Annotated in this window: 23 protein-coding genes and 2 pseudogenes; 15 read left to right on the top strand and 10 right to left on the bottom strand. The window is 64.5% G+C overall.

Annotation, left to right across the window (positions count from 1 at the left end; all coding sequences use genetic code 11):
- Positions 1 to 2 precede the first annotated feature (2 nt).
- The gene (locus IVB23_RS07150) at positions 3 to 890 is read right to left on the bottom strand and encodes a LysR substrate-binding domain-containing protein (protein WP_247803072.1); all 888 of its coding nucleotides are present in this window, start codon (positions 888 to 890) and stop codon (positions 3 to 5) included.
- Positions 891 to 1,014: 124 nt separating this feature from the next.
- Between IVB23_RS07150 and IVB23_RS07145 the strand changes: the two genes are divergently transcribed.
- From IVB23_RS07145 to IVB23_RS07115, 7 genes are all read left to right on the top strand, one after another.
- Positions 1,015 to 2,436, top strand: a complete 1,422-nt coding sequence (locus IVB23_RS07145; protein WP_247804784.1) for an amidase — start codon at positions 1,015 to 1,017, stop codon at positions 2,434 to 2,436.
- A gap of 99 nt (positions 2,437 to 2,535) precedes the next feature.
- On the top strand, positions 2,536 to 3,486 hold the full coding sequence (locus IVB23_RS07140; RefSeq protein ID WP_035669781.1) for an ABC transporter permease: 951 nt from the start codon (positions 2,536 to 2,538) through the stop codon (positions 3,484 to 3,486).
- On the top strand, positions 3,483 to 4,370 hold the full coding sequence (locus IVB23_RS07135; RefSeq protein ID WP_247803071.1) for an ABC transporter permease: 888 nt from the start codon (positions 3,483 to 3,485) through the stop codon (positions 4,368 to 4,370). Before IVB23_RS07140 ends, IVB23_RS07135 begins: the two co-directional genes overlap by 4 nt.
- A gap of 2 nt (positions 4,371 to 4,372) precedes the next feature.
- Positions 4,373 to 5,386, top strand: a complete 1,014-nt coding sequence (locus IVB23_RS07130) for an ABC transporter ATP-binding protein (RefSeq protein ID WP_247804783.1) — start codon at positions 4,373 to 4,375, stop codon at positions 5,384 to 5,386.
- Entirely contained in the window at positions 5,383 to 6,393 is a 1,011-nt protein-coding gene (locus IVB23_RS07125; protein WP_247803070.1) for an oligopeptide/dipeptide ABC transporter ATP-binding protein, read from the top strand. The genes IVB23_RS07130 and IVB23_RS07125 overlap by 4 nt, the downstream gene beginning before the upstream one ends.
- Positions 6,394 to 6,443: 50 nt before the next feature.
- Positions 6,444 to 7,940 carry an ABC transporter substrate-binding protein gene (locus tag IVB23_RS07120; protein WP_247803069.1) on the top strand — a complete coding sequence of 499 codons (1,497 nt, stop codon included), beginning with the start codon at positions 6,444 to 6,446 and terminating at the stop codon, positions 7,938 to 7,940.
- Positions 7,941 to 8,169: 229 nt separating this feature from the next.
- Positions 8,170 to 9,831, top strand: a complete 1,662-nt coding sequence (locus tag IVB23_RS07115; protein ID WP_247803068.1) for an amidase family protein — start codon at positions 8,170 to 8,172, stop codon at positions 9,829 to 9,831.
- A gap of 940 nt (positions 9,832 to 10,771) precedes the next feature.
- On the opposite strand, the gene IVB23_RS07110 is transcribed toward IVB23_RS07115, so the two are convergent.
- Positions 10,772 to 11,410, bottom strand: coding sequence for a cation transporter (locus IVB23_RS07110; protein ID WP_247803067.1), 639 nt, complete (start codon positions 11,408 to 11,410; stop codon positions 10,772 to 10,774).
- Positions 11,411 to 11,853: 443 nt separating this feature from the next.
- Here IVB23_RS07110 and IVB23_RS07105 point away from each other — a divergent pair, with 443 nt between their 5' ends.
- Entirely contained in the window at positions 11,854 to 12,828 is a 975-nt protein-coding gene (locus IVB23_RS07105) for a magnesium transporter CorA family protein (protein WP_247803066.1), read from the top strand.
- A gap of 174 nt (positions 12,829 to 13,002) precedes the next feature.
- Here the strand turns inward: IVB23_RS07105 and IVB23_RS07100 are convergent.
- Positions 13,003 to 13,143 (bottom strand): annotated as a pseudogene (locus IVB23_RS07100) (alpha/beta hydrolase); the annotation flags it as partial.
- Positions 13,144 to 13,163: 20 nt separating this feature from the next.
- Positions 13,164 to 14,033: a LysR substrate-binding domain-containing protein gene (locus IVB23_RS07095; protein WP_197965122.1), complete on the bottom strand. Its 870-nt coding sequence runs from the start codon at positions 14,031 to 14,033 to the stop codon at positions 13,164 to 13,166.
- Between the two features lie 148 nt (positions 14,034 to 14,181).
- Here IVB23_RS07095 and IVB23_RS07090 point away from each other — a divergent pair, with 148 nt between their 5' ends.
- From IVB23_RS07090 to IVB23_RS07065, 6 genes are all read left to right on the top strand, one after another.
- Positions 14,182 to 15,195 (top strand): zinc-binding alcohol dehydrogenase family protein, encoded by a 1,014-nt coding sequence (locus tag IVB23_RS07090; protein WP_247803065.1) that lies wholly within the window; start codon positions 14,182 to 14,184, stop codon positions 15,193 to 15,195.
- 54 nt (positions 15,196 to 15,249) lie between these two features.
- Complete coding sequence (locus IVB23_RS07085) at positions 15,250 to 15,771, top strand: cupin domain-containing protein (RefSeq protein ID WP_247803064.1); 522 nt, start codon at positions 15,250 to 15,252, stop codon at positions 15,769 to 15,771.
- A 63-nt stretch (positions 15,772 to 15,834) separates the two neighbouring features.
- Positions 15,835 to 16,272, top strand: a complete 438-nt coding sequence (locus IVB23_RS07080) for a heme-binding protein (RefSeq protein WP_061883236.1) — start codon at positions 15,835 to 15,837, stop codon at positions 16,270 to 16,272.
- A gap of 35 nt (positions 16,273 to 16,307) precedes the next feature.
- Entirely contained in the window at positions 16,308 to 17,513 is a 1,206-nt protein-coding gene (locus IVB23_RS07075) for a major royal jelly family protein (protein WP_247803063.1), read from the top strand.
- A 53-nt stretch (positions 17,514 to 17,566) separates the two neighbouring features.
- Positions 17,567 to 18,640, top strand: a complete 1,074-nt coding sequence (locus tag IVB23_RS07070; RefSeq protein WP_247803062.1) for a major royal jelly family protein — start codon at positions 17,567 to 17,569, stop codon at positions 18,638 to 18,640.
- Positions 18,641 to 18,794: 154 nt separating this feature from the next.
- Positions 18,795 to 19,733 carry a DMT family transporter gene (locus tag IVB23_RS07065; RefSeq protein WP_247803061.1) on the top strand — a complete coding sequence of 313 codons (939 nt, stop codon included), beginning with the start codon at positions 18,795 to 18,797 and terminating at the stop codon, positions 19,731 to 19,733.
- A 19-nt stretch (positions 19,734 to 19,752) separates the two neighbouring features.
- On the opposite strand, the gene IVB23_RS07060 is transcribed toward IVB23_RS07065, so the two are convergent.
- Entirely contained in the window at positions 19,753 to 20,379 is a 627-nt protein-coding gene (locus IVB23_RS07060) for an alpha/beta hydrolase (protein ID WP_061883233.1), read from the bottom strand.
- The gene (locus IVB23_RS07055; RefSeq protein ID WP_061883232.1) at positions 20,376 to 21,314 is read right to left on the bottom strand and encodes a ring-cleaving dioxygenase; all 939 of its coding nucleotides are present in this window, start codon (positions 21,312 to 21,314) and stop codon (positions 20,376 to 20,378) included. The genes IVB23_RS07060 and IVB23_RS07055 overlap by 4 nt, the downstream gene beginning before the upstream one ends.
- 129 nt (positions 21,315 to 21,443) lie before the next feature.
- Between IVB23_RS07055 and IVB23_RS07050 the strand changes: the two genes are divergently transcribed.
- Positions 21,444 to 22,355 (top strand): LysR family transcriptional regulator, encoded by a 912-nt coding sequence (locus IVB23_RS07050; protein ID WP_247803060.1) that lies wholly within the window; start codon positions 21,444 to 21,446, stop codon positions 22,353 to 22,355.
- Positions 22,356 to 22,594: 239 nt separating this feature from the next.
- Here IVB23_RS07050 and IVB23_RS07045 read toward each other — a convergent pair.
- From IVB23_RS07045 to cobU, 4 genes and pseudogenes are all read right to left on the bottom strand, one after another.
- Positions 22,595 to 22,743: pseudogene (locus IVB23_RS07045) on the bottom strand (Flp family type IVb pilin).
- A 224-nt stretch (positions 22,744 to 22,967) separates the two neighbouring features.
- On the bottom strand, positions 22,968 to 23,600 hold the full coding sequence (gene bluB, locus IVB23_RS07040) for a 5,6-dimethylbenzimidazole synthase (protein WP_247803059.1): 633 nt from the start codon (positions 23,598 to 23,600) through the stop codon (positions 22,968 to 22,970).
- 12 nt (positions 23,601 to 23,612) lie between these two features.
- The gene (gene cobS, locus IVB23_RS07035) at positions 23,613 to 24,386 is read right to left on the bottom strand and encodes an adenosylcobinamide-GDP ribazoletransferase (RefSeq protein WP_247803058.1); all 774 of its coding nucleotides are present in this window, start codon (positions 24,384 to 24,386) and stop codon (positions 23,613 to 23,615) included.
- Positions 24,383 to 24,886, bottom strand: coding sequence for a bifunctional adenosylcobinamide kinase/adenosylcobinamide-phosphate guanylyltransferase (gene cobU / locus IVB23_RS07030; RefSeq protein WP_197968288.1), 504 nt, complete (start codon positions 24,884 to 24,886; stop codon positions 24,383 to 24,385). The genes cobS and cobU overlap by 4 nt, the downstream gene beginning before the upstream one ends.
- Between the last annotated feature and the right edge of the window lie 87 nt (positions 24,887 to 24,973).

Genomic DNA, 24,973 nt, shown 5'->3' with positions numbered 1-24,973 from the left:
CGTCACATTGGTGCGACCACCTTCTCGGCGCACTTGAGGAAGGTACGGATCAGCGGGCTGTGCGAGTCGCGCCGCCAGCATACCGCGACGTCGATGGAGTCGGTTGCGTCCCGCAACGGCCGGAACACGATGCCCTGCGGCGCGCCGAGCTTGGCGCAGGCGGGCAGGATCGCGAACCCCTCGCCAGCCAGCACGAGGCTCATCGCCGAGTGCACGGTCTCCACCCGGCTCGCGATCGGCATCACCACCTGATGTCGCCGCAGCAACGCCGTCACCGCAGAGGAGGCGGGGTCCTGCTCCGGCCGCGGCAGTGCGATCAGCGGCCGGCCGTGCAATTTCGCCATCGGCACCGAGCCTAGGCGGGAGAGCGGAGATCGGATCGGCATCGCCAGCATGAGAGGTTGCGCGCCGACCCGCGCCACCTGGATTTCGGGATGGTTGATCGCCGGCATGCACAGCGCGACCGTGACGCTGCGGTCGAGCAGCCGCGCCTCGCGCGTCGAGGCGCTGAGCTCGGCAAAATGAAGCTCGACGCCGGGAATGGAGCGTCGCAACTCGGGAATCAGGCGCGGCAGTACCGCGTTTGCCAGCGCGAACATGTAGCCGATCGATATCCGCCCGCGCCGTCCGGCCGCGACCGCGCGCGCGGCTTCGACGCCGTCGGCCGCCAGGGCCAGCGCCTCGCCGGCGCGCGCCAGCAGGGCCTGGCCGGGCTCCGTCAGGTCCATGCCGCGCGTGCCGCGGCGGAACAGGGGCGCGCCGACTTCGGCCTCGAGCTTGCGGATCTGCACCGAGAGCGGTGGCTGCGCCATCCGCAGCCGCTCGGCGGCCTTGCCGACGCTGCGCGCCTCGGCGACGGCGACGAAATAGCGGAGCCGGCGAAGATCCATTGGCATACCGAAAGTATATGGGCTGACGGCAAAAATCGTATTGGACGGCGAGTTAACAAGGCTGTCATTCTTGCTGTCAATGTCTTCGGGCCAATGGCGGCCCGCTACGGAGCGCGATGTGACCATGAACGGCGATCCCTGTCGCTTGTCCGCAACCGAGCTGCGCGGCCTCATCGCCGGAAAGCGGATTTCGCCAGTCGAGATCGTCCGCGCCGTTCTCGCGCGCGCCGAGGCGCTCCAGCCCGCGCTCAACTGTTTCATCACCCTCTGCGGTGATCAGGCGATTGCAGCGGCGCGCGAAGCCGAGCGCAAGGTGATGGCCGGCGAGCCGCTCGGCCTGCTCCACGGCATCCCCGTCACCGTCAAGGACATCGTCAACACCAAGGGCCTCAGGACCACCTTCGGCGCCGTTCCCTACAAGGACAATGTGCCGAACGAGGACGCCGTGGCGGTGGCGCGGCTGCGCAGCGAGGGCGCGATCCTGATCGGCAAAACCACGACGCCGGAGTTCGGCAGCAAGTGCCTGACCGACTCGCCCTTGTTCGGTCGCACCCACAACGCGTGGGATGCGGGCCGCTCCTCCGGCGGCTCCAGCGGCGGCGCGGCGGTCGCCGTTGCCAGCGGCATCGCACCGCTCGCGATCGCGACCGACGGTGGCGGCTCGACGCGAATTCCGGCAGCCTGCAACGGCGTGGTCGGGCTGAAGCAGAGCAACGGCATCATCCCGCACAGCCAGGCGCTGGATGCGTTCGGCAACCAGACCTATGTCACGCCGACCACCCGCACCGTCGCCGACACCGCACTGATGATGCAGGCGATGGCCGGCGAGGATGCCTGCGATCCCTGGTCGATTGGCGTGCCCGTGCCTGATTTCGTCGGCACGGCCGCCCCACGCGGCGATCTGCGCGGGCAGAGGATCCTGTATTGCCTGACGCCGCCGGGCCGGCCGGTGTCCACTGAGGTCACCGCCAATTTCAAGGCGAGCCTCGACCGGCTGGCAGGGCTCGGTGCCGAGCTCGAGGAGTTCTCCGGCGATGGTTTCGACATCGAGCCGATCTGGCGCGCCATCAACCACACCGTCTGGCGCACGCGCTTCGCGAGACTGGCGGCCGAGCACAGGGACCAGCTGAGCGAGGCCTTTCTCAAGCAGCTCGCGCTCGCCACCGAAGTCAGCGGCGTCGACTACCAGGAGGCGATGTTCGCGCGCACCGCGCTGTTCCGCCGCGTACAATCGCTGCTTGCGCGCGGGCACTTCCTGGCGATGCCGACCCTCACGCGCACCGCGCTGCCGATCGAGCAGGATCTGTTCGGCAGCATCGAGATCGATGGCCGGCATTTCGACAGCGTCCGGCCGCACTGGTTCCCCTGGACCATGCCCTTCAACATGACCGGCCATCCCGCGATCAGCCTGCCCTCGGGCTTTGCCCGCGACGGCCTGCCGACCGGGATCCAGCTCGTCGGCCGCTTTCGCGCCGATGCGGAATTGCTGCGCGTGAGCGCAATGTTCGAGGCTTCGAGCGATCTTCTGTCCCGCTGGCCGGCTTGAGGACATGGGCATGCAGCAGGAGGCGTGTGTGCAAGGGACTTGCCTCCGGGGTCAAGACATGTTGATCGTGCCGCAGGTGAGCCCTGAAGCCGAGCGCGCATGAGCGTCTTTGTCCTCCGACGTCTGTTGACCTTGCTCGCGACGCTGGTCGGCGCATCGCTGATCATCTTCCTGGTGCTCGACGCGCTTCCCGGCAATGCCGCGCAGATGCTGATGGGCGCCGATGCCTCGGCGGATGCGGTTCGCGCGCTCACCGTCAAGCTCGGGCTCGACCAGCCGCTCGCGGTCCGCTATCTGCACTGGATCAAGGGGCTGCTCGTCGGCGATCTCGGCAACTCCTATGCCTACGGGACGCCGGTCGCCAGCCTGATCGCGGAGCGGCTGATGCTGACCATTCCGCTCGCGATCATGGCCATGACCATCACCGTGACGCTGGCGCTCTCCGCCGGCATCTACACCGCCGCCAATCACAACAAGCTCGGCGACGTCGGCGTGATGTCGCTGACCCAGGTCGGCATCGCGCTGCCGAACTTCTGGTTCGCCATCCTGCTGGTGCTGTTGTTCTCGGTGCGCCTGCAATGGCTCTCGGCGGGCGGCTTTGCCGGCTGGGACGACGGCATCTGGCTCGGCGTGAAGTCGCTGCTGCTGCCGGCAATCTCGCTCGCGGTGGTGCAGGCCGCCATCCTCGCGCGCGTCACGCGTTCGGCCGTGCTCGAAGTGCTGCGCGAGGATTTCGTCCGCACCGCACGCGCAAAGGGCCTCGGCAAGCGCGAGGTGCTGTGGAGCCACGTGCTGCGCAATGCCATGATTCCCGTGATGACCGTGATGGGCCTGCAATTCGCCAATCTGCTCGCCGGCACCATCGTGATCGAGAACGTGTTCTACCTCCCGGGCCTCGGCCGCCTGATCTTCCAGTCGATCGCCAACCGCGACCTGATCGTGGTGCGCAACTGCGTGATGCTGCTCGCCGCCATGGTCGTCATCGTCAATTTCGTGGTCGACGTGCTCTACGCCTTCATCGATCCCCGCATCAAGGTCCACGACCTGTGAGCGCGCCCCTGACCATCGATGCGCCGATCGCAGCGCGGCCTCTGTCGGCCCGCACGTTCTTCCGTCGAGCACTGCGCCATCGCAGCTTCGTGCTCGGCGCTGCGCTGAGCATGCTGGTGCTCGCCTCCGCGCTGCTGTCGCTGGTGTGGACGCCCTGGTCTCCTTACGAGATCGATATCGCATCGAAGCTCCGGCCGCCCTCGGCGGCGCATTGGCTCGGCACCGATTCCTTCGGCCGCGACATCGTCTCGCTGCTGCTGGCCGGTGCCCGATCCACCATCATGGTCGGCGTCATCGCCGTCAGTATCGGTCTCACCTTCGGCGTCACGCTCGGCCTGATCGCCTCGGCCCGACGCGGCTGGACGGAAGAGATCATCATGCGATTTTCCGACTTTACCTTCGCCTTTCCGGCCGTGCTCTCCGCGATCATGCTCGCCGCGGTGGTGGGGCCAGGCATGGTGACCTCGATCATCGCGATCGGCATTTTCCAGATCCCGACCCTGACGCGGCTGACGCGCGGCTCGGCCAATGCGATCTGGGCGCGCGAATTCGTGCTGGCCGCGCGCGCGGCGGGGAAGGGACGCTTTCGCATCACCATCGAGCACGTGCTGCCCAACATCCTGTCGGTCCTGATCGTGCAGGTCACCATCCAGTTCGCGCTCGCCATCCTCGCCGAAGCCGCGCTGTCCTATCTCGGCCTTGGCACGCAGCCGCCACAGCCGTCCTGGGGGCGGATGCTGAACGATGCGCAGACGCTGCTGTTCCAGTCGCCGATGCTCGCGGTCTATCCGGGTGCGGCGATCGCGATCGCGGTGCTCGGCCTCAATCTGCTCGGGGATGGGCTGCGCGACCTGCTCGATCCCAGACTGGCGCGGGAGCGATAATGATGGGCGCGCGCTCCAACATTCCGCTGATCGAAGTCGGCGATCTCGGCGTCCGCCTCAACACCGGCCGCGGGCCGGCGCTGGCGGTGCGCGGTGTCAGCTTCTCCCTCGAGCGCGGCGAGACGCTCGGGCTCGTCGGCGAGTCCGGCTGCGGCAAGTCGGTCACCGCGCTGTCGTTGATGGGCCTGCTGCCGGACAGTGCGGCCGTCACCGGCAGCATCAAGCTGGATGGCGAGGAGCTCGTCGGGCTTTCGGATGCCGATTATTGCCGCCTGCGCGGCAACCGCATCAGCATGATCTTCCAGGAGCCCATGACCGCGCTCAACCCGATGCACACGATCGGCCATCAGGTCGCCGAGCCGCTGCGCCGTCACAAGAAGTATTCGGCGGCGCAGGCACGGAAAGAGGCGATCGCCTTGCTCGACCGCGTCGGGCTGCCCGATCCCGCACGGCGTGTCGACGCCTATCCCCACCAGTTCTCCGGCGGGCAGCGCCAGCGCATCACCATCGCGATGGCGCTCGCCTGCGAGCCCGACCTGTTGATCGCGGACGAGCCGACCACCGCGCTCGACGTCACCATTCAGGGCCAGATCCTCGACCTCATTGCCGATCTCGTCGAGGAGCGCGGCATGTCGATGATCCTGATCTCGCATGATCTCGGCGTCATCGCCGAGAACGTGCAGCGCATGATGGTGATGTACGGCGGCACCGTCGTCGAGAGCGGGCCGACCGACGAGGTATTCCGTCGCATGGGCCATCCCTACACGCAAGGTCTGTTCCGCGCCCGGCCGAAGCTCGGCGCGCGCAAGGGGACGCGGTTGAAGACGATCTCGGGCACGGTGCCGGAACTCGCCGATTTGCCGTCCGGCTGCACCTTCTCCGATCGGTGTCCGCTCGTGATCGATCGGTGCCTCGCTGCGCTGCCGCCGATGGTGGACGTCGGCCCCGGCCACCTCGTGCGCTGCATCAGGACGGATATGTCGATGGCGGAGCGCGTCGGAGCGCTGACCGCATGACCGCCGCAGCGGAGCCGCTTCTCCACGTGAAGGATCTGGTGCAGCGTTACGCGCTGCCGCGCGAAAGCCTGTTCCGGCCGCCGGGACAGGTGCGTGCGCTCAACGGCGTGAGCGTGCAGGTCGCCGCCGGCACGAGCCTCGGCGTCGTCGGCGAGTCCGGATCGGGCAAGTCGACTTTCGCGCGGCTGGTGATGGCGCTGGAGCGGCCGACGTCAGGGGAGGTCGCGCTGCTCGGCCGCGATCTCAACCGCATCCCGGCCGACGAGCTCCGCCGCGCAAGGCGCGATTTCCAGATGGTGTTCCAGGACCCCTATGGCTCGCTCGATCCGCGCCAGACCATCGCTCGCATTGTCGCCGAGCCGCTGACCGTGCTCGAAGGTGCGGACCGCACCACGTTCCGCGAACGCGTCGCCGTGGTGCTGCGGCAGGTCGGCCTGCGCGATGCGGACATGGACAAGTATCCGCACGAATTCTCCGGTGGCCAGCGCCAGCGCATTGCGATCGCGCGTGCGCTGATCACCCAGCCGAAGCTGATCGTCGCCGACGAGCCGGTCTCCGCGCTCGACGTCTCCGTGCAGGCGCAGGTGCTGAACCTGATGCAGGACCTCCAGGAGCAGTTCGGCCTCAGCTACATCCTGATCAGCCACGACCTCGCCGTCGTCGACTATCTCTGCGACGAGGTCGCGGTGATGTATCTCGGCCGGATCGTCGAGCAGGGGCGGCCGGAGGATCTGTTCGAGCGCTGCGCCCATCCCTATACGCGAGCACTCCTGGATGCCGTGCCGCGGGCGCGCCCCGTCGGGGGCCGGCGGCGGCGCGGAGCGCAGGCGATCGCCTCGCAATCGGCGGCGGCGACCGGCTGCCCCTATGTCGCGCGCTGTCCGCTCGCCGACCAGCATTGCCGCGAGGTTCTGCCTGAGCTACGCAAGGTCGGCGAGGGGCACCTTGCCGCCTGCCACAAGGCCGAGGCCGTGATGGCGTTGCCGCCGGCGGCCATGGAAGGTTAGTGTTCGCAACAGGATTGGCATAGGCTTAAGCACAGGCCGGGGAGTCACGCATGTTCAGGAAACTGTCGATCGTCGCATTCGCCCTCACACTTGCCGCAGCGCCTTTGCCGGTGCTGGCGCAGGGCAAGAAGGATGGCGTCGTCATGGCGATGGCGCTGGAGCCGCCGGGGCTCGATCCCACCAATGCCGCTGCCGCTGCGATCGCCGAGGTCACGCTCTACAACATCTATGAGACGCTGACCAAGATCAACGAGGACGGCTCGGTCGCGCCGCTGCTGGCCGAGAGCTGGACCGCTTCGCCCGATCTGAAGACCTATACATTCAAGCTGCGCAAGAGCGTCAAATTCCAAAATGGCGAGCCGTTCAATTCCGCCGCGGTGAAGTTCTCGTTCGAGCGCAACGCCGCGCCGACCAGCACCAACAAGGACAAGAGTCTGTTCCAGGCCTTCGAGAAAGTCGATGCGCCCGACGCCGACACTGTCGTGATTACCATGAAATATGGCGAGCCGAACCTGCCGTTCCTGCTCGGGCAGGCGAGCGGCTCGATCGTGGAGCCGAAGAGCGCGGCCACCAATGTCACGCAGCCGGTCGGCACCGGGCCCTACCAGCTCGGCGCCTGGGCCAAGGGCTCCTCGATCACGCTGACCAAATGGGCCGACTACCGCAATGCCGCTGCGGTCAAGCTGTCCAAGGTGACGATCCGCTTCATCTCCGAACCGGCGGCGCAGACCGCCGCGCTGCTCTCGGGTGACGTCGATGCGTTCCCGCGCGTTGCCGCCCAGCGGACGATCGCGCAGTTCAAGGCCGATCCGCGCTTCAACGTCATGGTCGGCGGCTCCAGGGCCAAGACCATCGTCGGCATCAACCACCGGAAGAAGCCGCTGGACGACGTCCGCGTTCGCCGCGCCATCCTCGCCGCGATCGACCGCAAGGCGATCATCGAGGGCGCCGTCGATGGTTTCGGCACGCCGATCGGCAGCTTCTACGTCCCGGGCGCGCTCGGCTATGTCGACACCACCGGCATCAATCCCTACGACCCCGAGAAGGCCAGGAAGCTGCTCACTGAAGCCGGCGTCACCACCCCGCTCGAGCTCTCGCTCAAGCTGCCGCCGCCGTCCTATGCGCGGCAGGGCGGCGAGATCGTCGCAGCCCAGCTCGCCAAGGTCGGTATCGTCGCCAAGATCGAGAACGTCGAATGGGCGCAGTGGCTGTCGCAGGTGTTCGCGCCCAACGGTCCACACAATTTCGATCTCACCATCGTCAGCCATGTCGAGCCGTTCGACCTCGTCAAGATCACCGAGCCGGACTACTACCTCGGCTACAACAACGAGAAGTTCAACGCGCTCTACAAGCAGATCGTGTCGACGCCGGAGGAGGCGGCACGCGCCAAGCTGCTCGGCGACGCCCAGCGCATGCTCGCGACCGACGCCGTCTCCGCCTACCTCTACCAGCCGCAGCTGATCACCATCACCAACAAGAAGCTGAAGGGCGTCTGGAAGGACGTGCCGCAATACGAGAACGATTTCTCGACCTGGTATTGGGAGTAGGCGGCGTCCGCCGCTGCGCCCTCTCCGCTCGCGGAGAGGGCAGCTCTGGACAAAAACGAAAAACAACCCCATGCACAGTAGACCGGGCGTAGTCGTTTCAATGGCTTGCGCGGTGCGCGGGCTGATGGTCGACGGAATGCGCGGGAACGTTGACCCGTCGGGCAAAACACTGGCATGATGGCATCGTCGCGGTCTCGTGGTCAGGGACGCGCCGTCAGGCGAGGCAGCCGTGAACAAGCCATCCCGCCGCGATGCCGGCATCGCCGCGGCTTCTGTCAGCGCCGAGGCGCCGATCCCCTTGAAGCTCGATCATGCGTCGATGAGCGATATCGCTCATGCCTTGGGCGATGGGCAAATCACTGCCACAGCGCTGGTCAAAGCCTATCTGGCGCGCATCGAAGCGTATGACCGCGATGGGCCCAAGCTCAACGCGGTCCGCGCGCTCAATCCCGACGCGCTCGCTATCGCGGGCGGGTTTGATGGCGTCAAGCCGTCGGCCAGCCGGCCGCTGGCTGGCATCCCGATCCTGGTGAAGGACAACGTCGCGACCGGCGGCGAGCAGCCGACCACGGCAGGCTCGCTGGCGCTGGAAGGCGCACATGCGCGGTCCGACGCGACCCTCGTCAAGCTGCTGCGCGAGGCCGGCGCGGTGATCCTCGGCAAGGCGAACCTGACCGAGTTTTCCAACATGCTCGCGGTCGATATGCCCGCCGGCTACTCTTCGCTGGGCGGTCAGGTGAAGAACCCCTATGCGCCGGCGCTGGTCGACGATCACGGCATCCCGGTCGTGCAACCGGGCGGATCGAGCGCGGGTTCGGCGGTCGCAGTGGCGGCCGGTCTGTGTACGGCCTCGATTGGCACGGAGACTTCGGGGTCGCTATTGTGGCCCGCCAGCCAGAATGGTCTCGTCACGGTAAAACCGACGGTCGGGCTGATCAGCCGTGCCGGCATCGTGCCGATCGCGCACAGCCAGGACACCGCAGGACCGATGACGCGAACGGTACGCGACGCGGCGCTGCTGCTCAACGTGCTCGCTGCGAAGGACCCGCTCGATCCAGCGACGCAAAAGCAGCGGCGGCCGGCCGACTACACCGCCGGCCTGACGCGCGACGCGATGAAGGGCGCGCGGATCGGCGTCCCAAGCGACCCCGCAGATCCGCTGAACGACTGCTATTACGGCAAGCTGCCACCGACGTCGGCCAAGCTGATGGCCGAAGCGATCCAGGTGCTGGAAGACCTCGGCGCCGTCATCGTGCGTGCCAGCATGCCGACAGCAGGCTGGATCGGCGGGCCGGGCACGACCATGGCCGTGCTCAACCGCAATCCGCTGAGCGCCCACAAAGGCACGGTCGCACGACCGCCGGTTGTTTTCCTGTACGAGCTGAAGCACGACCTCAATCTGTATCTGAAGGAGTGGGCGACCAACACGGACGTCAAGACCATCGCCGACATCGTGGCCTTCAACGAGGCGAATGCGGACACGGCGCTGCGTTTCGGCCAGGACCACTTCCTCGCCGCGGAGATGACCAGGGGCGATTTGAGCGAGCGCGAGTACAAATCCGCGCGCGCCATGGACCTGCTCTCGGCCAAGACGCGCGGCATGGATGCCTACATGAACCAGCACAAGCTCGATGCCGTGCTGTTCCCCGGCGCGATGGGCGCGTCGATCGCGGCCAAGGCAGGTTATCCCAGCGTCATGGTGCCCGGCGGGTTCGTTTCCGGGACAAGCGACGGCAAGGACACGCCCAATTATCCGCTCGGCGTCACCTTCGCAGGCCGCGCCTGGAGCGAGCACAAGCTGCTGCGTCTCGCCTACACCTTTGAGCAGGCCTCCGACATGCACAGGCCGCCGCCGGGTTTGCGCCCGCGCAAGACCAACGCCACGCATTAGCCTAGATGTACTTCATCAAGCTCGGCTCCATTAGGCTATCGTGCCACAGATTGGGCACAGATATACACACGGCCGGGCTTGGCTCTCCCGGTTGCCGGACTCGAGACCCGAATCTGGTTGTCCTTGTATGTACACCACTGCGGAGGCTTCGTTTCCTTAGGAATGTCGGTCAGATCGACGCCGGGCGGGTAGCCTTCGGATCGAGAATCCCAACATGTTGCGACATAGCCAAGCCGTGTGGCATCGCATAGCATCGTGTCCTTCACCTTGTACTTAGGAGTCGAAGTCAAGGTGTACGCGTAATCGAAACCTCCCCAGTCCGCGTTCGATTGTGTATCTGCCCAGCTGATCTGCGCTGGGTTAACCGCTGGCGGCGGGGCACCAACCCCCTTCTCGCTTTTGTTCGCGTCCGTAATCGAAGGCGGGGCTCCACTCCTAGTGCTCGAAGCATAGGCGGTTACAGAAACGCCAATTATTTCTAGAACGAGGGCCGCGAATAGTGTCCGGAGATAGAAGTCGTGTTTGCTGCCGTCTCCGCCGCCAAGGCCAAGGCGGCCAATAAGAGCGAGCAAGGTAACGATCCCCGTAGCAACAAATATTGCAATGCATACCCATGTAAGAACGTTGATAGCAAGGTGATCCATGGTGCACCTCCGCTTAAAGCACAAAGCCTACCGAATTCTATCTCAAATGGAGTGCCTTTCTTGGAAGAGTCGCTTGATGGCGTGCCGATGGCCAGCGCCGCCACCGGCATCCTCTCAGGCCCTACCTGTTTGGTAGCTCGTAGGATGGGTAGCGCTCGTAGCTCGTAGGATGGGTAGAGCGAAAGCGAAACCCATCAATCCGTCCGTCGACGACGAGGCATGATGGGTGTCGCAAGCGCTCAACCAATCCTACGTGTGCTCCTCCTGGTGCGCCATAGGACATGCACGAGCTGGAATTACTCGGCGGCAACGCCGACCGGAGCGCGCAACTCCGCGAGCGATTGGCGAAGAATCTGGAATGCGGAGGACAGGAAAAGTCCGGCCATCAATGCCGCAACGATGAGGTCGGGCCACTTTGACACTGTGAGCCACACGGCTCCCGCCGCGACCATTACGGCAACGTTGCCGATGGCATCGTTCCGTGAGCACAGCCAGACGGAGCGCACATTGGCGTCGCCATCCCTGTATTTCATCAACAGCAAGACACTCGATACGTTGGCACACAGCGCGAGAAAGCCGATTGCGCTCATCAACTCGGCCCGTGGGACGTCCAGAACAATGACGTGATATGCCGTCGATCCAAAGACCCACAGGCCCATTACGAACAGCGTGAAGCCCTTGAAGAGGGCTGCCTTGGCCCGGATTGCCGCCGTCGCCCCGATTGCTGCGAGGGTGATCCCATAGGTCAAAGCGTCGCCCAGGAAATCCAGGGCGTCAGCCTGCAGCGCCTTCGATCCCGCCAGATGACCGCCTGCCGTTTCGACGATGAACATGCCGGCATTGAGCGCGATGACCGTCCACAGCCGCCGCTTGTAGTCTAAGGAAAGGCCCTCAAATTTTACATTGCTGCCGCAACAGCCGCCGCAACTTGCCATGCCCGCCTCCGTCGAGGCTTCGTCATCGTGGTTTGTCTGCCCGAAGCTCTCGTCGCCTCAATCGTCTTTGCCGCAAATTCGTTTCACCAGAAGCCATGGGTTGCCATATCCGCATGAGTATCACTGAAAAGCCGGGCAGAGGCAATGCACAGGGAACAAGCGCTAGGAACGCCGTTGCGGTCCTTGCGGAGATGAACACCCAGAAAAGTCGTCATGTCGGGATGCACTACGCGTATCCATGGATCACCTGTGCGTCGGTTCAACGTGGATCGGTTGTCGGTGTTCCGATCTGGTATCGACGATGTCCCCGGAAGCGTCGGTGAGAGGGGCTTGGATTGTGCTGTCACCTCAGAGGTCTTGAACGTTCGGAACTCTCATGCGTTAGCCGGCGGATGATGGCCATGCGCCATCAGGCACGGCGATGCGGCCAGGGAGTTCGGTTCTTGCTCAGGCTTTACAGGTGGCCGTCCGACGACTGGCGCGGCATTGGCGCGGAGATGCCCTCGGAGATCATCTGGGCCGATCTCTTGAATGGGACCGACGAGGAAAAGCGGTTCGTCGAGCGGCTGCTCGGCATCCGCATTCCCTCGGAAGACTCGCTCAGCGAGATCGAGGCGTCGAGCCGCCTGATCTTCGACCACGGCACGCTCTATCTCAGCTCGCCGGCGGTGCGGGTCACCGAGGACAACGAGGCCGAGATCACGCCGGTAGGGTTCGTCATCGGTCCACACGTGCTGGTGACGGTGCGCTTTGCAGAGCTGCCGATCTTCGACGACATCGGCAAGCGCGTCGGTTTCGACGACAGTCTTGAGAACGGCATGTGCGTGTTCGTCAGCCTGCTCGAGGCCATGATCGATCGCGGCGCCGATGTCCTGGAGCATCTTGGCGCCAAGGTCGATCAACTCTCGCGAAGTGTCTTCAAGGGCGCGCTGGTGCGTACCCAGCGCCCTGTGCGCTCCAGCCGCAGGATGCACGAGGCCCTGGAGACCGTCGGCGAACTGGCCGACCGGCTCGCCAAAGCGCGCGATGTCCTGCTCGGGGTGGGCCGCATCGCCGCGTTTGCCGGCGACGTCGGCAGCGAGTGGATCACGGCATCGTCGAAGAAGCGCCTCGAGGCCGTGTCCAAGGACGTGGTCTCGCTCAGCGATTACGAGACGCGATTGTCGGACAAGATCCAGCTGCTGCTCGATGCCGTGCTCGGCTTCATCAACATCCAGCAAAACGAGCTGTTCAAGATCCTGACGATCGTGTCGGTCGTCGGCGTGCCGCCGACGATCATGGTCGGCATCTGGGGCATGAACTTCAAGCACATTCCCGAACTGGATTGGACCTTCGGCTATCCGCTGGCCTGGCTTGCGATCATCGCCAGCGGCATGCTGCCGCTAATCTGGTTCAAGCGGCGCGGCTGGTTCGAGTGATGGCCGGTGTCGTAGGGTGGGTTAGGCTCGCGGCTGCGCGAGGCTCATCCGCGAGACCTAACCCACCGTCGCTCTCGGCGCAGTGACCGCAGCGGTGGGTTACGCCTTGCCGACCGCGCGTTTCGCGGCCGCCAACGCTAACCCACCCTACACATTGCCGTGGCACCTCAAAGATCATGCCGCTTTCGCCTCGACGCTGGCGACCCAGTCGCGGGCCAGCGTCACGTCGGCCTGCGACAATTGGTGGCCTGCGGGCAGCACCTTGTAGGTCACGTTCGCGCCGGCTTGCGACAGCAGCGCCGCGAGCCGTGCCGTACCGCGGCACTCTTAGCGGTCTAGTCAATTCGCGCAAGTGGGGGCATTTGCATTCCCTCTATGAGAAATTCCAACAGAGGTTGAGCAAGCGATTTTTCGGCTGTGTCGTCGCCGAGTACGATGATCTCCGTCATCGGCGGGGGAGGCCAGTGCTTCGGCACATCGATGATCTGCATTCCCTGCTGAATGAAGGAGCGACCCAGGAGCGTGATGCCAAGTCCTCCGGCAACTGCGGCCTGAACGCCCATCAGGCTGCTTACGGTGCATGCCGTCACCCAGGCCTGCCGCGCCGCGTCGAGCGTCGTGAACATGAGCTCGCGATAAGTGCAAGGCGGTTGGAGAAGAACAAGCGGCACCGGCCGTTCCGGATCGAGCCGGAAGTCGGAAGCAGCGAACCAGACCATCGGTTCGCGCCATATGACGCGACCTCGCTCCTTGAACTCGCGGGTTGCGATAACGAGGTCCAAATTGCCCGCTTCAAACTCTTGAAACAAGCCGTGGGTCAAGCTCGTGTTTACGTCGAGTTGAATGCCGGGATGAAGTCGAAGAAAGCGTGCCAAAAGCCTGGAGAGCTGGAGCGGCACGAAATCCTCGCAGATCCCCACGCGCAGGCGGCCTGTCGTCTGTGGGGCCTGAATCGAGCGTAGGACGTCGTCGTTCAGGTCCAGCAGCCGCCGCGCTCCGATCAGCAATTGGCCGCCTGCACCCGTCAGTGCCAGCGATCGGCTGTTCCGGTCAAAAACCGGATATCCGATCAGATCCTCAAGCCTCCGTATTTTCTGACTCACGGCGGATTGTGAGCGGCTGACCATGTCGGCGGCGGCGGTGAAGCTTCCGGCGTCGGCGACCGCGACAAACGCACGTAGCAAGTCGAGATCGAGGTCGCGCATACCGCACCTATTAGGTTCGCTACTGGACCCATTCAAACTATGCGTTTTTCTTCTCAGCGCCAAGCGGCGATAAGCCCGGTGAAGCCATACGCCGCGGAGGATGAATTCTGCAGCGCTGCGTCGGTCAGGTTGGCGAAAGGAATCCTTGATGAAGGCAGTCGGCTATCGGGTGGCAGGACCCCTCTCGGCGGATGACTCTCTTGTCGATCTCGAACTGCCGGCTACGCAGCCCGGTCCGCATGACCTGCGTGTCGCCATCAAGGCGGTTTCGGTCAATCCGGCGGACGTGCAAATGCGGGCGAGAATGTCGCCGCCCGAGGGGAAGGTCCGGATTCTCGGATTTGACGCCGCTGGTGTCGTCGATGCCGTCGGCCCGGATGTAACGCTGTTCAAGCCGGGAGACGAGGTCTTCTACGCCGGCGCGATGGATCGACCGGGCACGAACAGCGAGCTCCATCTCGTTGACGAGCGCGTTGTCGGCCGCAAGCCAAGGATGCTGAGCTTCGGTGAGGCGGCGGCGCTTCCTCTGACCTCGATAGCCGCATGGGAATTGCTGTTTGAGCGCCTTGCCATCCCATATGGGGTGAAGACCCAGTCCGGCGTGCTGCTGATCATCAACGGCGCGGGCGGTGTGGGATCGATACTGACGCAGTTGGCGCGGCGATTGACGGGACTGACCATTGTCGCGACCGCGTCGCGGCCGGAAACGGAGGCGTGGTGCCGCAGCATGGGTGCCCATCATGTCATCAATCACCATCACCCTCTGGGCCGGGGATTGAACGAAATCGGCATCGAGGAGGTCAGATATGTTGCGGGCCTCACGGCTACCGACAGGCATCTGCCGGCGATCGCGAAAGCGATCGCGCCGCACGGCCGGCTGGCGCTGATCGACGACCCCTGCGTTCTCGATATCGTCAGCCTCAAGCGCAAGAGCGTCTCGGTGCACTGGGAGCTGATGTTCACACCCACGCTGTACCAGACGCCTGACATGATCATGCAGCACCATTTGCTCAACGAGGTCGGGGCGCTCGCCGACGCCGGGTTATTGCGCACGACTCTGACGGAAGAGGCCGGCCCCATCAACGCGTTCAACCTCAAGCGCGTACATGCGAAAATCGAAAGCGGCGGGAGCATCGGCAAGACGGTTCTATCGGGATTCTGACGCCATGCTCCGGCCGGAGCCGGCCGCAATCATCCATCACTTCAGGAAAGACCAATGAAGCTCAACCCCGCTGCCATTGCGCTGCTTCTCTCGGGATCAGCCTTGATCGCGCCTGCAAGCGCCCAGAACCGCCCCGCGCCTTCACTATCAGGAGCGCCCGTCGTCACGGACGCGCCTGGAAGCGGGATTCAGCCGGGCGTCAGCGGCCATTCGGCGATGCTTCCGGTTCTCTATCAGCTCGACCAGCAGCCAATCGAACAGATATCTCCCCTGGTGCAACGGCAATATCTGGTTGGCACGCAATCCACGTTCGTCAAATGGACCGTGAAGAAGGGAGGCGTCTTTCCGCTGCACCATCACGCGAACGAGCAGATCACGTGGATTACCGAAGGGCGATGCGAGGTCAGCTCGCAAGGCAGGAAGTTCGTCATGACGGCGGGGACCGTCATGATCATTCCACCGAATACACCGCATGAGTTTGTCTGCACCGAAGACACGATCGATATCGATTTCTTCTCTCCGCAACGCCAGGACTGGATCGACGGGGTTCCTTCGATCGCGGCGTCGTCGAAATGAGAGGCGACCCGATCGCAACGTGCATCCGGTCTCATCATTGAAAGCCAATCGGGAATTCTCGCAATGTCAAGCTACCCCCTCACGCACAGCAAACAGCAACTCACCTATGCGGCGGCCGCGATAGCGATCGAGGCCGCCGTCGCGAAATCCAGGGAGATCGCGGCGCCGGAATGCATCGCCGTCGTCGACGCGGGAGGCAATCTCCTGGCGTTCGCGAGGGTCGACGGCGCAGCCGTTCTTGCCCGCGATCCTGCGATCGCCAAGGCCGCAACCAGTGCGTCGATCGGCGCGCCGACAGGGGCAATTCCGTTCGAGTTCGGAGCTAACCTGGCATTCGCAAGTCACGGCGGCATTACCAATCTCGGCGGAGGTCTTCCGATCGTCTTTCGCGGCGAGTTGGTGGGGGCGATTGGCGTCGGCTCTGGAACCACCGAACAGGATGTTGCCGTCGCAGAGGCCGGGCGCGATGCGATATTGGCGGCGCTCTCCGCTTCCGCATGACGCACCCCGCTTGCGTTGATTGGCACGGAAATTTGATGATGACCCTGCGCAAGGCGGCCGAAATCGCCTGTCTCGCTGCTTACTTCGCTTCAGGAACGGCGGCGATGGCTCGAAATCAGGAGGACACCACGATGGTTTTATCGGCATCCGGCAGGCAACTCGCCAGCGATCGTTCGATCGGGACGATCGAGCCGGTCTTCGAGTTCCACGATGCCATGCCGACCGGGGTGTCCGTAGCCCCCGACGGTCGCATCTTCATCAACTTCCCTCGATGGGGTGACGACGTGCCGTTCACGGTCGGCGAGATCCGGGACGGCAAGGTCGTTCCCTATCCGGATGCGAGAACCAACATTTTCGATCCGGCGCGCCCTGGAGAGACCCTCGGCAGTGTGCAAAGCGTCGTCGTCGACGCGGCGGGCCGGCTCTGGATTCTCGACACCGCGGCGCCCGGCTTTTCGCCGCCGGTCGCGGGCGGCGCGAAGCTGGTCGCGGTGGACCTGGCGACCAACATGGTGGTGAAGACCTTTGTGCTGCCGTCGTCCACGGTCTTGCCCACGACCTATATCAACGATGTGCGCTTCGACCTGCGCCGGGGCAAAGCCGGCGTTGCGTTCATTACGGATTCGTCGATCAGCGGACCGGGCGGCATTATTGTTGTCGACCTCGATAGCGGCGAAAGCTGGAGGAGACTGACAGGGCACAAGTCGACCTCGCCAGACCCTGCATTTATTCCTGTCGTGGAAGGCGAGCGGCTGGCGGTTCGTGAAAAAGGAAAGCCTCCCGCATCCTTCAACGTCGCCGCCGACGGCATCGCAATTTCTGCCGACGGCGCGACGCTCTACTACTGCCCCTTATCGAGCCGGCACCTGTATTCAGTTCCGACGGCCCTTCTGGTCGATCGGTCCGCATCGGAGGCAGCCCTCGCCGAGGCGGTTATCGATCTGGGCGAAAAGGGAGCCTCGGATGGTCTCGAGGCCGACGACAAGGGGCGTATCTATGCGGGCGACTACGAGCGCAACAGCATTCGCCAGCGTCAGGGCGATGGTGAGTGGAGGACGATCGCACACGATCCACGAATATTGTGGCCTGACACGCTGTCGGTCGCCTCGGACGGCTACCTGTACTTCACGGCCAACCAACTTCATCGGCAAGCCCAATTTCATGAAGGACAAGACCAACGTGTGAAGCCGTACACGCTCTTCCGCGTCCGGATCGACGCGGGACCCGTCTTGCTGAAGTGACACGATGGTCTGTGGCATTCAGAATCTGATCGAGCGGACGACTGGAACGCGCCATGCTTCGCACAATCGTTGTTCTCTTTCTAGCGAGTTCGGCCGCAATGGCGAAGCCTGTGAATAAGCTCGTGCCGGAATTCGCATCGGATGAGCTCGCCATGAATGGCGTTACGACCTCGCTCGATGGACGGCGCTTCGTCGTTGTTCAGCCGCAAAAGCCGGGTCAGCCGGAGATCGCCGAGATCACAGCCGGGAAGGTCAGACCCTATCCCGACGCAGCCTGGAATGATTGGCGCGAGGGGCAGGACGGGCGGCGCGCATTCGTTGGCGCAAACTCTCTGCGCGTCGGTCCCGATGGAGCCCTATGGATTGTCGATCGCGGCGCGCCAGGGATCGGCAAACCGCTGGCGGAAGGTGGTCCGAAGCTCGTCCGCATCGATTTGGCCGCCAATCGGGTGACCCGCGTCTACGATCTGACCTCTGTTGCTCAGGGTGCGAGCTTCGTCGACGATGTCCGATTCAATGGCGGTGTCGCCTACCTGACCGACGCGGGCCGACCCGCGCTGATCGTCCTCGATCTGTCCTCTGGACAGGCACGCCGTGTCCTGGAGAACCACTCTTCCACGGTAGCCGTTCGGCCGCTGATAGCCGAGGGCCGGCAGTTGCTCGATTCTGACGGCAGGCCGGTCGTCGTGCACGCAGATCAGCTCGAGGTCTCCGGCGACGGGCGCTGGCTCTATTATCAGCCTTGCTCGGGTCCGATGTTTCGGATCGGCACGCGCTTCCTGAATGATGCGTCTCTCGACGAAGCGACCCTCTCCGGTCACGTCGAGCGATTTGCCGACACACCCTCGACCGGTGGCACTGCGATCGACGCAGCAGGTACGATCTATGTCAGCGACACCGATCGTTCGCGGATTCTGACGGTGTCGGCTACTGGCAAGGTATCGACGTTGATTGCCGATCCGCGCCTGGCATGGGTGGATGCGATGTGGATAGACGACGAAGGCAGGTTGTGGATGCCGGCCGCCCAGCTCAATCGGACTCCGGGTCTCAATCAGGGCAAGGACGCCGTCGATTGGCCAATCCGGCTTTACTCGATCGCCCTCGGAGTGAAGCCCGTCCGGCGATGACGGATTCCGTTGTGCGGCAGCAGCAGCTCTCAAAGATCGGGGAGCTGCCAATGAACCATCGTCAGAATCCAGACTGAGTTCTCTCAATACCATGGAGCAGGCTCCAGATCCTTCAGCAAGCCCGGACGCCAATCGGGGAAGCCGGCCTCTCGCCGTGGGCGCGGCCCTGGTCTCGGCGGTGTTCTTTGGCGTCAACGCCGTAGCATCGAAGATACTTTATGCGCCCAAGGCTGCCGCCGATTTTGACGCCGTCGGGCTTTTCGTTGCGCGCGGCGTGTGGTCGCTGCCACTGTTCCTGCTGCTCGCCGTCGCCACCAGGCCACGGCGATGTCCCCCGCTGACGATCAGGAGTGCGGCGCTTTTCCTGTTTTGTGGCATCGCTTACGGACCGGGCACCAACGCGCTATCCGCGCTCGGCGCACACGCCACCAGTGCATCGCATGCCGTATTGCTGCTTAGTCTCTTTCCACCGCTGGCCGCCGGGCTGGCGGCGATATTCCTGCGGGAGCGGCTCTCTGTGTTGAAGATAGTCGCGATTGCCATCGGCATCACGGGTGCTGCGACGCTGACGCTGTCCAGGTCCTCTGGCGCCGCGACGATGACCGGCGATCTTCTCATTGCCGCCTTCATCCTCGCTTGGGCGATCCTGACGCTCGGCATTCGTCAGCTCGACAAGGTCTATCCAGCACTGTTTGTCGTCGGCGTGTTCGGCGCCCTCGGCTGCATTGCGCTCGGTGCGCTTGGTGCCATTGCCGGACGGCTGGATTCCGTTCTCATTCCGGCTCAGCACTTCGATGTTCAAACCGTGGTGTGGTTCGATGTCGAACTTGTGTTGCTGCTGTCGCTCGCCGGTCAGCTCCTGCAAAGCATGGCCCTTCGCGTACTCAATGTGGCGATCGTGGTCGCATTGACATCCTACGGCTCGATTTTCTTCGGACTGGCTGCCTCGCGGGCGGTTCTCGGCGAGCGCCTGACCGCGCAGGACATTGTCGCCGCTGCGTTTCTGGTGACGGCGCTTGGCCTGTCGCTATGGCCCGAGCACGGACCTCGGAGGGGGACCGTGAAGCCGATGAAAGCGGCGCACCGTTCGTGAACGTTGCGCCGCTTCTACATCATGCCGCTTCCGCCGCGACGTTGCCGATCCAGTCGCGGGCCAGCGACAGGTCGGCCTGCGACAATTGATGGCCTGCCGGCAGGACCTTGTGGGTTACGCGCGCGCCCGCTTCCGACAGCAGCGCTGCGAGCCTTGCGGAATTGCTCGCCGGCACGATCGGATCCGCCTGCCCGGAGAGCAGCAGAACCGGCTTGCCTGCAAGGTCGGCGTTCGGCGGATCCGACAGCGGCACCATGGCGCGCAGCAGGATCGCGCCCGCAAGCGCCTTCGGCTTCAGCAGCAACAGCGCCGCCGCGATATTGGCGCCGTTGGAGAAGCCGACCGCGATCGGCGCGGCGAGGCCGTATTGCTTCTGCGCCTCCGCGACGAAGTCGCCGAGCTCGTGCGCGCGACGGCGGACGTCGTCCTCGTCGAACACGCCCTCGGCGAGGCGGCGGAAGAAGCGCGGCATGCCATGCTCGAGCACGCGGCCGCGCGGCGAGAGCAGGGCGGCGCCGGGCGAGATCATCTTGCCGAGCCCGAGCAGATCGTTCTCGTCGCCGCCGGTGCCGTGCAGCAGCAGCAGCGGTGGGGAGCCCGCATCGCGTGCGGGCTCGAAACGATGAATGAAGCTACTCTCGGTCATGACACGCTCTCTTCCAGGCTCGGCAACACGTCCTCGATCTGCTTGCGATGCTGTTCGAGGAAAACAGGCAGCTTCAGCTCACGCCCCAGCGTCGCGACGGGCTCGTCGACGGCGAAGCCGGGGATGTCGGTCGCGATCTCGAACAGCACGCCGCCGGGCTCGCGGAAGTAGATCGACCGGAAGTAGTTGCGGTCCCGCTGCTCGGTCGGGTGCAGGCCGTGATTGCTGACGAGCTTCTGCGCCATCTTGCCTTGTTCGGCATCGTCAGCCGCGCGAAAGGCGATGTGATGCACCGAGCCGCCGCCCTGGTGCCCGCGCAAGAAGCCCTTGGCCTCGTAGATATCGACGACGCTGCCTTCGGCATCGCCTGAAGCCTTGAAGCGGATCACCGAGCCTTCGCGTCCGGTCTCCTTGAAGCCGAACACGTCGGTGAGGACGGCGGCCGTCTTCGCCGCGCTGTCCAGCAGCAAGGTCACGCCGTGGAAGCCTCGGATCGCGTGCTCGGCCGGCACGTCGCCGTTGCTCCAGCCGGGCTCGTTCTCTGCGCCGGGGATGCCGACCAGCGCCAGGGCCATGCCATCCGGATCAGTGAACGGCAACACGGATTCACCGAAGCGCTTCTCCAACGCTTCGTACGCGATGCCCTTCTCGGTGAAACGCTGCGTCCAGTAGCCGAGCGAGCGCTGCGGCACGCGGAAGGCGGTCTGATGGGTTTCGCCGACGCCGCGGCGACCGGCCGGGACGCCAGCCCAGGGGAAGAAGGTCAGGATGGTGCCGGGGCGGCCGGTCTCGTCGCCATAGTAGAAGTGATAGGTGCCGGGATCGTCGAAATTGACCGTCTTCTTGACGAAACGCAGGCCGAGATCCCGGGTGTAGAAGCCGAAATTCCTGATGGGATCGCCGGCGATCGCAGTGACATGGTGCAGTCCAGACATTGTCGTCCTCCAAGATTCGTGGAGCGGTCTTGCTCTGGCCCGAAATATTGTTCCGCTTGGGATTGGAGACAATCCATGCAATTATGACGGCTATGTCTATGATTTGGAAACAATCGTCAGGGCGCCCCTTTGGATAAGCTCGGCAGCCTCCGGGCATTCGTGAAGGTGGTCGAAAGCGGGAGCTTTGCCGAGGCTGGCCGCCAGCTGCGGCTGTCGCGCTCGGCGATCAGCAAATACATCGCCGACCTCGAGGAGAGCCTCGGGGTCCAGCTGTTGAACCGGACCACGCGGCACGCGAGCCCGACCGAGAACGGCCAGCGCTATTTCGAACGCGCGGTCGTGATCCTCTCGGAGATCGAGGCCGCCGACCAGGCGGTGACGCAGGCGCAGTCGGCGCCGCGTGGCCTGTTGCGGGTCAACGCGCCGATGTCGTTCGGCACGATGCGGCTCGGGCCGGCGCTCGCCGATTTCATGGCGCGCCATAGCGAGCTTCAGCTCCAGATCGTGCTCAGCGACGATCTGCTCGATCCCGTGCAGGACGGCTTCGACGTCACGCTGCGCATCGCGGAGCTGGAATCCTCCAGCCTGATCGCGCGCAAGATCATGCCGGTGGCGCGCATGGTGTGCGCTTCGCCGGACTACCTTGCGCGCCACGGCACGCCTAGACATCCGCAGGATCTGCGCGGGCACACTTCGCTGACCTACGGCTTCCTGCTGACCGGCAACCAGTGGAAGCTCTCAGGCAGCGATGGCGATCACTGGATCCAGCCGGCCTGGTCGCTCTGCGTCAACAATGCCGAGGTGCTGCGCGACGTCGCCATCAAGGGCAGGGGGCTCGCGCTGCTCCCCGAATTCATCGCCGCAGATGCCGTGCGGAACGGCGAATTGCGCGTCGTGCTCCAGGACTATTCTGCGCCGCCACTCGCGCTGTACGCCGTCTATCCGCCGACGCGGCATCTGTCGGTGAAGGTGCGGCTGTTCATCGATTTTCTGGTCGAGCGGTTTGGCCGGGAGGACGAGGCAGGCATGCGGACGCGCTGAGACTTGGGGCCAGGAAGATAGCTCAAGGGCGATAGGATCGCGGTCCGGCACGGACCAAATACCGCGGGGTCTCAATGGGTGGCCTGAGTGAGCGACATCTGCTGCCGATGAGGGCGCTCGGGCACGCTGGCTGTGCAGAGGCAAGCAGGGCGGCCCTGGATTGACCAAAGTATCCTTGGAGCTCGGATCTCCGGCAGTCCGGCGCTGGGAGGCTGGGCCGCCCCGCTTTTCGTGAAGGCTTAGGATGTGGTCAGCCTGGTGTTGACGCTTGCGAAGACGCCGCTCAATGCCGTGCCGGTTTTCTTGACGGCAGGCCAATGATAGCGAACGCAATGCCTGCAGTGATAAGGCCATATTCGATAGCCGTAGCGCCGCTTTCGTCTGTCAGGAGCCTCTTGAAGGCATGCCGGCATCCTTATGGTTGTCAGAATTGCGTGCAACAATCGGTTGTAACAACTTATATCTACTCGTAGAGGGATTAAGGAGGCTTGAATCCGGACCGTTGATTTGAGTCCAACTCGAATCTTTCACACGGTTACTGCGATGAGATCAGGGTGAATCATCATCGTGCCTTGGATCATTGCCTGAGCATGATCTGCGCGCAAAGGTGCTCTACCGCCGCAGCGTGAACTCGTCCGCACCGCGCCGGTGCTCCCATTTCGCCTGCTCCAACTCGGGCCGGTCGCATTCGCTCGCCGGATAGCCGATGCAGAGATAGGCGATGAATTTCCAGGAGACGGGCACGTCGAGAATGGCGTGGATCCGATCCGGGCTCAGGATCGACACCCAGCCGAGCCCGATGCCCTCGGCGCGTGCGGCGAGCCACATCGCAGTGATCGCGGCGACCACGGAATATTCGGTTGTCTCCGGCATGGTCGCGCGACCGAGGCCGTGGCCGATGTCGCTGGCCTTGTCCGCGAACACGGCGAGGTGACCAGGCGCCTGTTCGAGACCTGATAGTTTCAACGTGGCATAGCGCGCGGCGCGCTCGCCGACATAGGCGTTCAGCGCATCGGCGTTGCACGATCTGAAATCGTCGATCACAGCGCGGCGCCGCGCGTCGTCGTCGACGGTGACGAAGCGCCAGGGCTGGCTGAGGCCGACCGAAGGCGAGAGGCAGGCCGTCTCGATCAGGCGATCGATGGCGCCGGCCGGCAATGGGTCGCTGCGAAAGCGGCGCACGTCGCGGCGCCACACGAACAGCTCGCGCAGGTGTTGGCGGAAGGCGTCATCGAACTCGACCATGACGTCAATGTCTCATAAGGACGCGGCGGCAACCAGCAGGATCAGGATCTCGCCCGTCTGCTCGAACGCCCCGAGAATGTCGCCGGTCTGCCCGCCGATCTGGCGGATGGCAAGCCGCGCCAGCATCAATCCGGCGAGCGACAGCAGGACCAGGCCGACCAGCGCTTTGCCTGGCCCCAACGCCAGGGCAAGCGCGAGCGTTCCAACAGCGAAGGCGACGGCGACGCTGCGGCCCGGCGGCGATCCAGCGCTGGCCGACAGCCCATCGGGCCGCGCGGGCGGCACCAGCGACATGAAGGCCGGCACGCCGGCACGGCTTGCTGCGTGCGCAGCGCACAGCGCAAGCATCACCGCCCATGGATTGGCGATCGCCGCGAGCGCGCTCCAGCGCAGGCCGAACGACAGGATCAGTGCGCAGACGCCATAGGTCCCGATCCGGCTGTCGCGCATGATCTCGAGCTTGCGCTCGCGTGTCCGGCCGCCGCCGAGTCCGTCCGCGGTGTCGGCAAGTCCGTCCTCGTGCAGCGCGCCGGTGATGAGAGCGGTGGTGGCCAGCACGAGCAGCGCGGCAGGGCCCGGTGTCAGTCCGAAGCGAATGGAGATCTTGTAGACCAACGCGCCGGCGAGGCCGACCAGCAGTCCCGCGACGGGCAGCGCCCAGGTTGCGCGCGCGATCGCGCCGTCGCCGGCGGGCTTCGACGATGCCACCGGCAGGATCGTCACGAACGACGCTGCGATCCTGAGATCGGCGACGACGTCTCGCAAGAGTTCGGCGCGCGGGATCATTTCAGCTTCATCGGCAGGCCGGCGACGACGAACTCGACCTCATCGGCGACACCGGCAAGGATCTGATTCATGATCCCGGCGGCGTCGCGGAAGCTGCGCGCCAGGGCATTGTCGGGCACGATGCCGAGGCCGACTTCGTTGGTCACAAGGACGACGGGGCTGCTGAGGCGGGGCAGGGCGCCGGCGAGTTCTCGCACGTCTCGCTCCCAGTCGCGCGTCGCATGCATCAGGTTGGAGAGCCACAGCGTCAGGCAGTCCACGAGCCTCGCGCCCCCGCCATCGGTTGCGAGCAGCGCGGGCACGAGATCGAGCGGGACCTCGCGCTCGATCCAATCGGTTCCGCGCCGCGCGCGATGTCGTGCGATGCGTTGCTCCATTTCACCATCGAGCGCCTCGGCGGTTGCGATGTAGACGGGCTGGCCGGGAAAGCTGCGCGCGCGCGCTTCCGCCCGGGTGCTCTTGCCCGATCGCGCTCCGCCGGTGATCAAGATGACGGCCATGAAGGTCTCCTGTCGCCAGCACTAATCATCAAACGTGCCCAAAGACAAAGCCGAAATCAGGCGGCGAGGGGCTTGCGCTCGGCCGCC

The organism is Bradyrhizobium sp. 191, assembly GCF_023100985.1.
In the GTDB taxonomy this organism is placed as follows: Bacteria; Pseudomonadota; Alphaproteobacteria; order Rhizobiales; family Xanthobacteraceae; genus Bradyrhizobium; species Bradyrhizobium diversitatis.
Note: the sequence above shows the minus strand (reverse complement) of the source record. Positions and strands in the feature narration are given on the sequence as shown.

Coding starts and splice junctions, on each gene's coding strand:
- IVB23_RS07080 (WP_061883236.1), top strand. CDS start 15,835: ATGTCAAGCTACCCCCTCACGCACAGCAAACAGCAACTCACCTATGCG.
- IVB23_RS07085 (WP_247803064.1), top strand. CDS start 15,250: ATGAAGCTCAACCCCGCTGCCATTGCGCTGCTTCTCTCGGGATCAGCC.
- IVB23_RS07125 (WP_247803070.1), top strand. CDS start 5,383: ATGACCGCCGCAGCGGAGCCGCTTCTCCACGTGAAGGATCTGGTGCAG.
- IVB23_RS07090 (WP_247803065.1), top strand. CDS start 14,182: ATGAAGGCAGTCGGCTATCGGGTGGCAGGACCCCTCTCGGCGGATGAC.
- IVB23_RS07130 (WP_247804783.1), top strand. CDS start 4,373: ATGGGCGCGCGCTCCAACATTCCGCTGATCGAAGTCGGCGATCTCGGC.
- cobS (WP_247803058.1), bottom strand. CDS start 24,386: ATGATCCCGCGCGCCGAACTCTTGCGAGACGTCGTCGCCGATCTCAGG.
- IVB23_RS07070 (WP_247803062.1), top strand. CDS start 17,567: ATGCTTCGCACAATCGTTGTTCTCTTTCTAGCGAGTTCGGCCGCAATG.
- IVB23_RS07060 (WP_061883233.1), bottom strand. CDS start 20,379: ATGACCGAGAGTAGCTTCATTCATCGTTTCGAGCCCGCACGCGATGCG.
- IVB23_RS07110 (WP_247803067.1), bottom strand. CDS start 11,410: ATGGCAAGTTGCGGCGGCTGTTGCGGCAGCAATGTAAAATTTGAGGGC.
- IVB23_RS07095 (WP_197965122.1), bottom strand. CDS start 14,033: ATGCGCGACCTCGATCTCGACTTGCTACGTGCGTTTGTCGCGGTCGCC.
- IVB23_RS07145 (WP_247804784.1), top strand. CDS start 1,015: ATGAACGGCGATCCCTGTCGCTTGTCCGCAACCGAGCTGCGCGGCCTC.
- IVB23_RS07055 (WP_061883232.1), bottom strand. CDS start 21,314: ATGTCTGGACTGCACCATGTCACTGCGATCGCCGGCGATCCCATCAGG.
- IVB23_RS07150 (WP_247803072.1), bottom strand. CDS start 890: ATGGATCTTCGCCGGCTCCGCTATTTCGTCGCCGTCGCCGAGGCGCGC.
- IVB23_RS07120 (WP_247803069.1), top strand. CDS start 6,444: ATGTTCAGGAAACTGTCGATCGTCGCATTCGCCCTCACACTTGCCGCA.
- cobU (WP_197968288.1), bottom strand. CDS start 24,886: ATGGCCGTCATCTTGATCACCGGCGGAGCGCGATCGGGCAAGAGCACC.
- IVB23_RS07140 (WP_035669781.1), top strand. CDS start 2,536: ATGAGCGTCTTTGTCCTCCGACGTCTGTTGACCTTGCTCGCGACGCTG.
- bluB (WP_247803059.1), bottom strand. CDS start 23,600: ATGGTCGAGTTCGATGACGCCTTCCGCCAACACCTGCGCGAGCTGTTC.
- IVB23_RS07075 (WP_247803063.1), top strand. CDS start 16,308: ATGATGACCCTGCGCAAGGCGGCCGAAATCGCCTGTCTCGCTGCTTAC.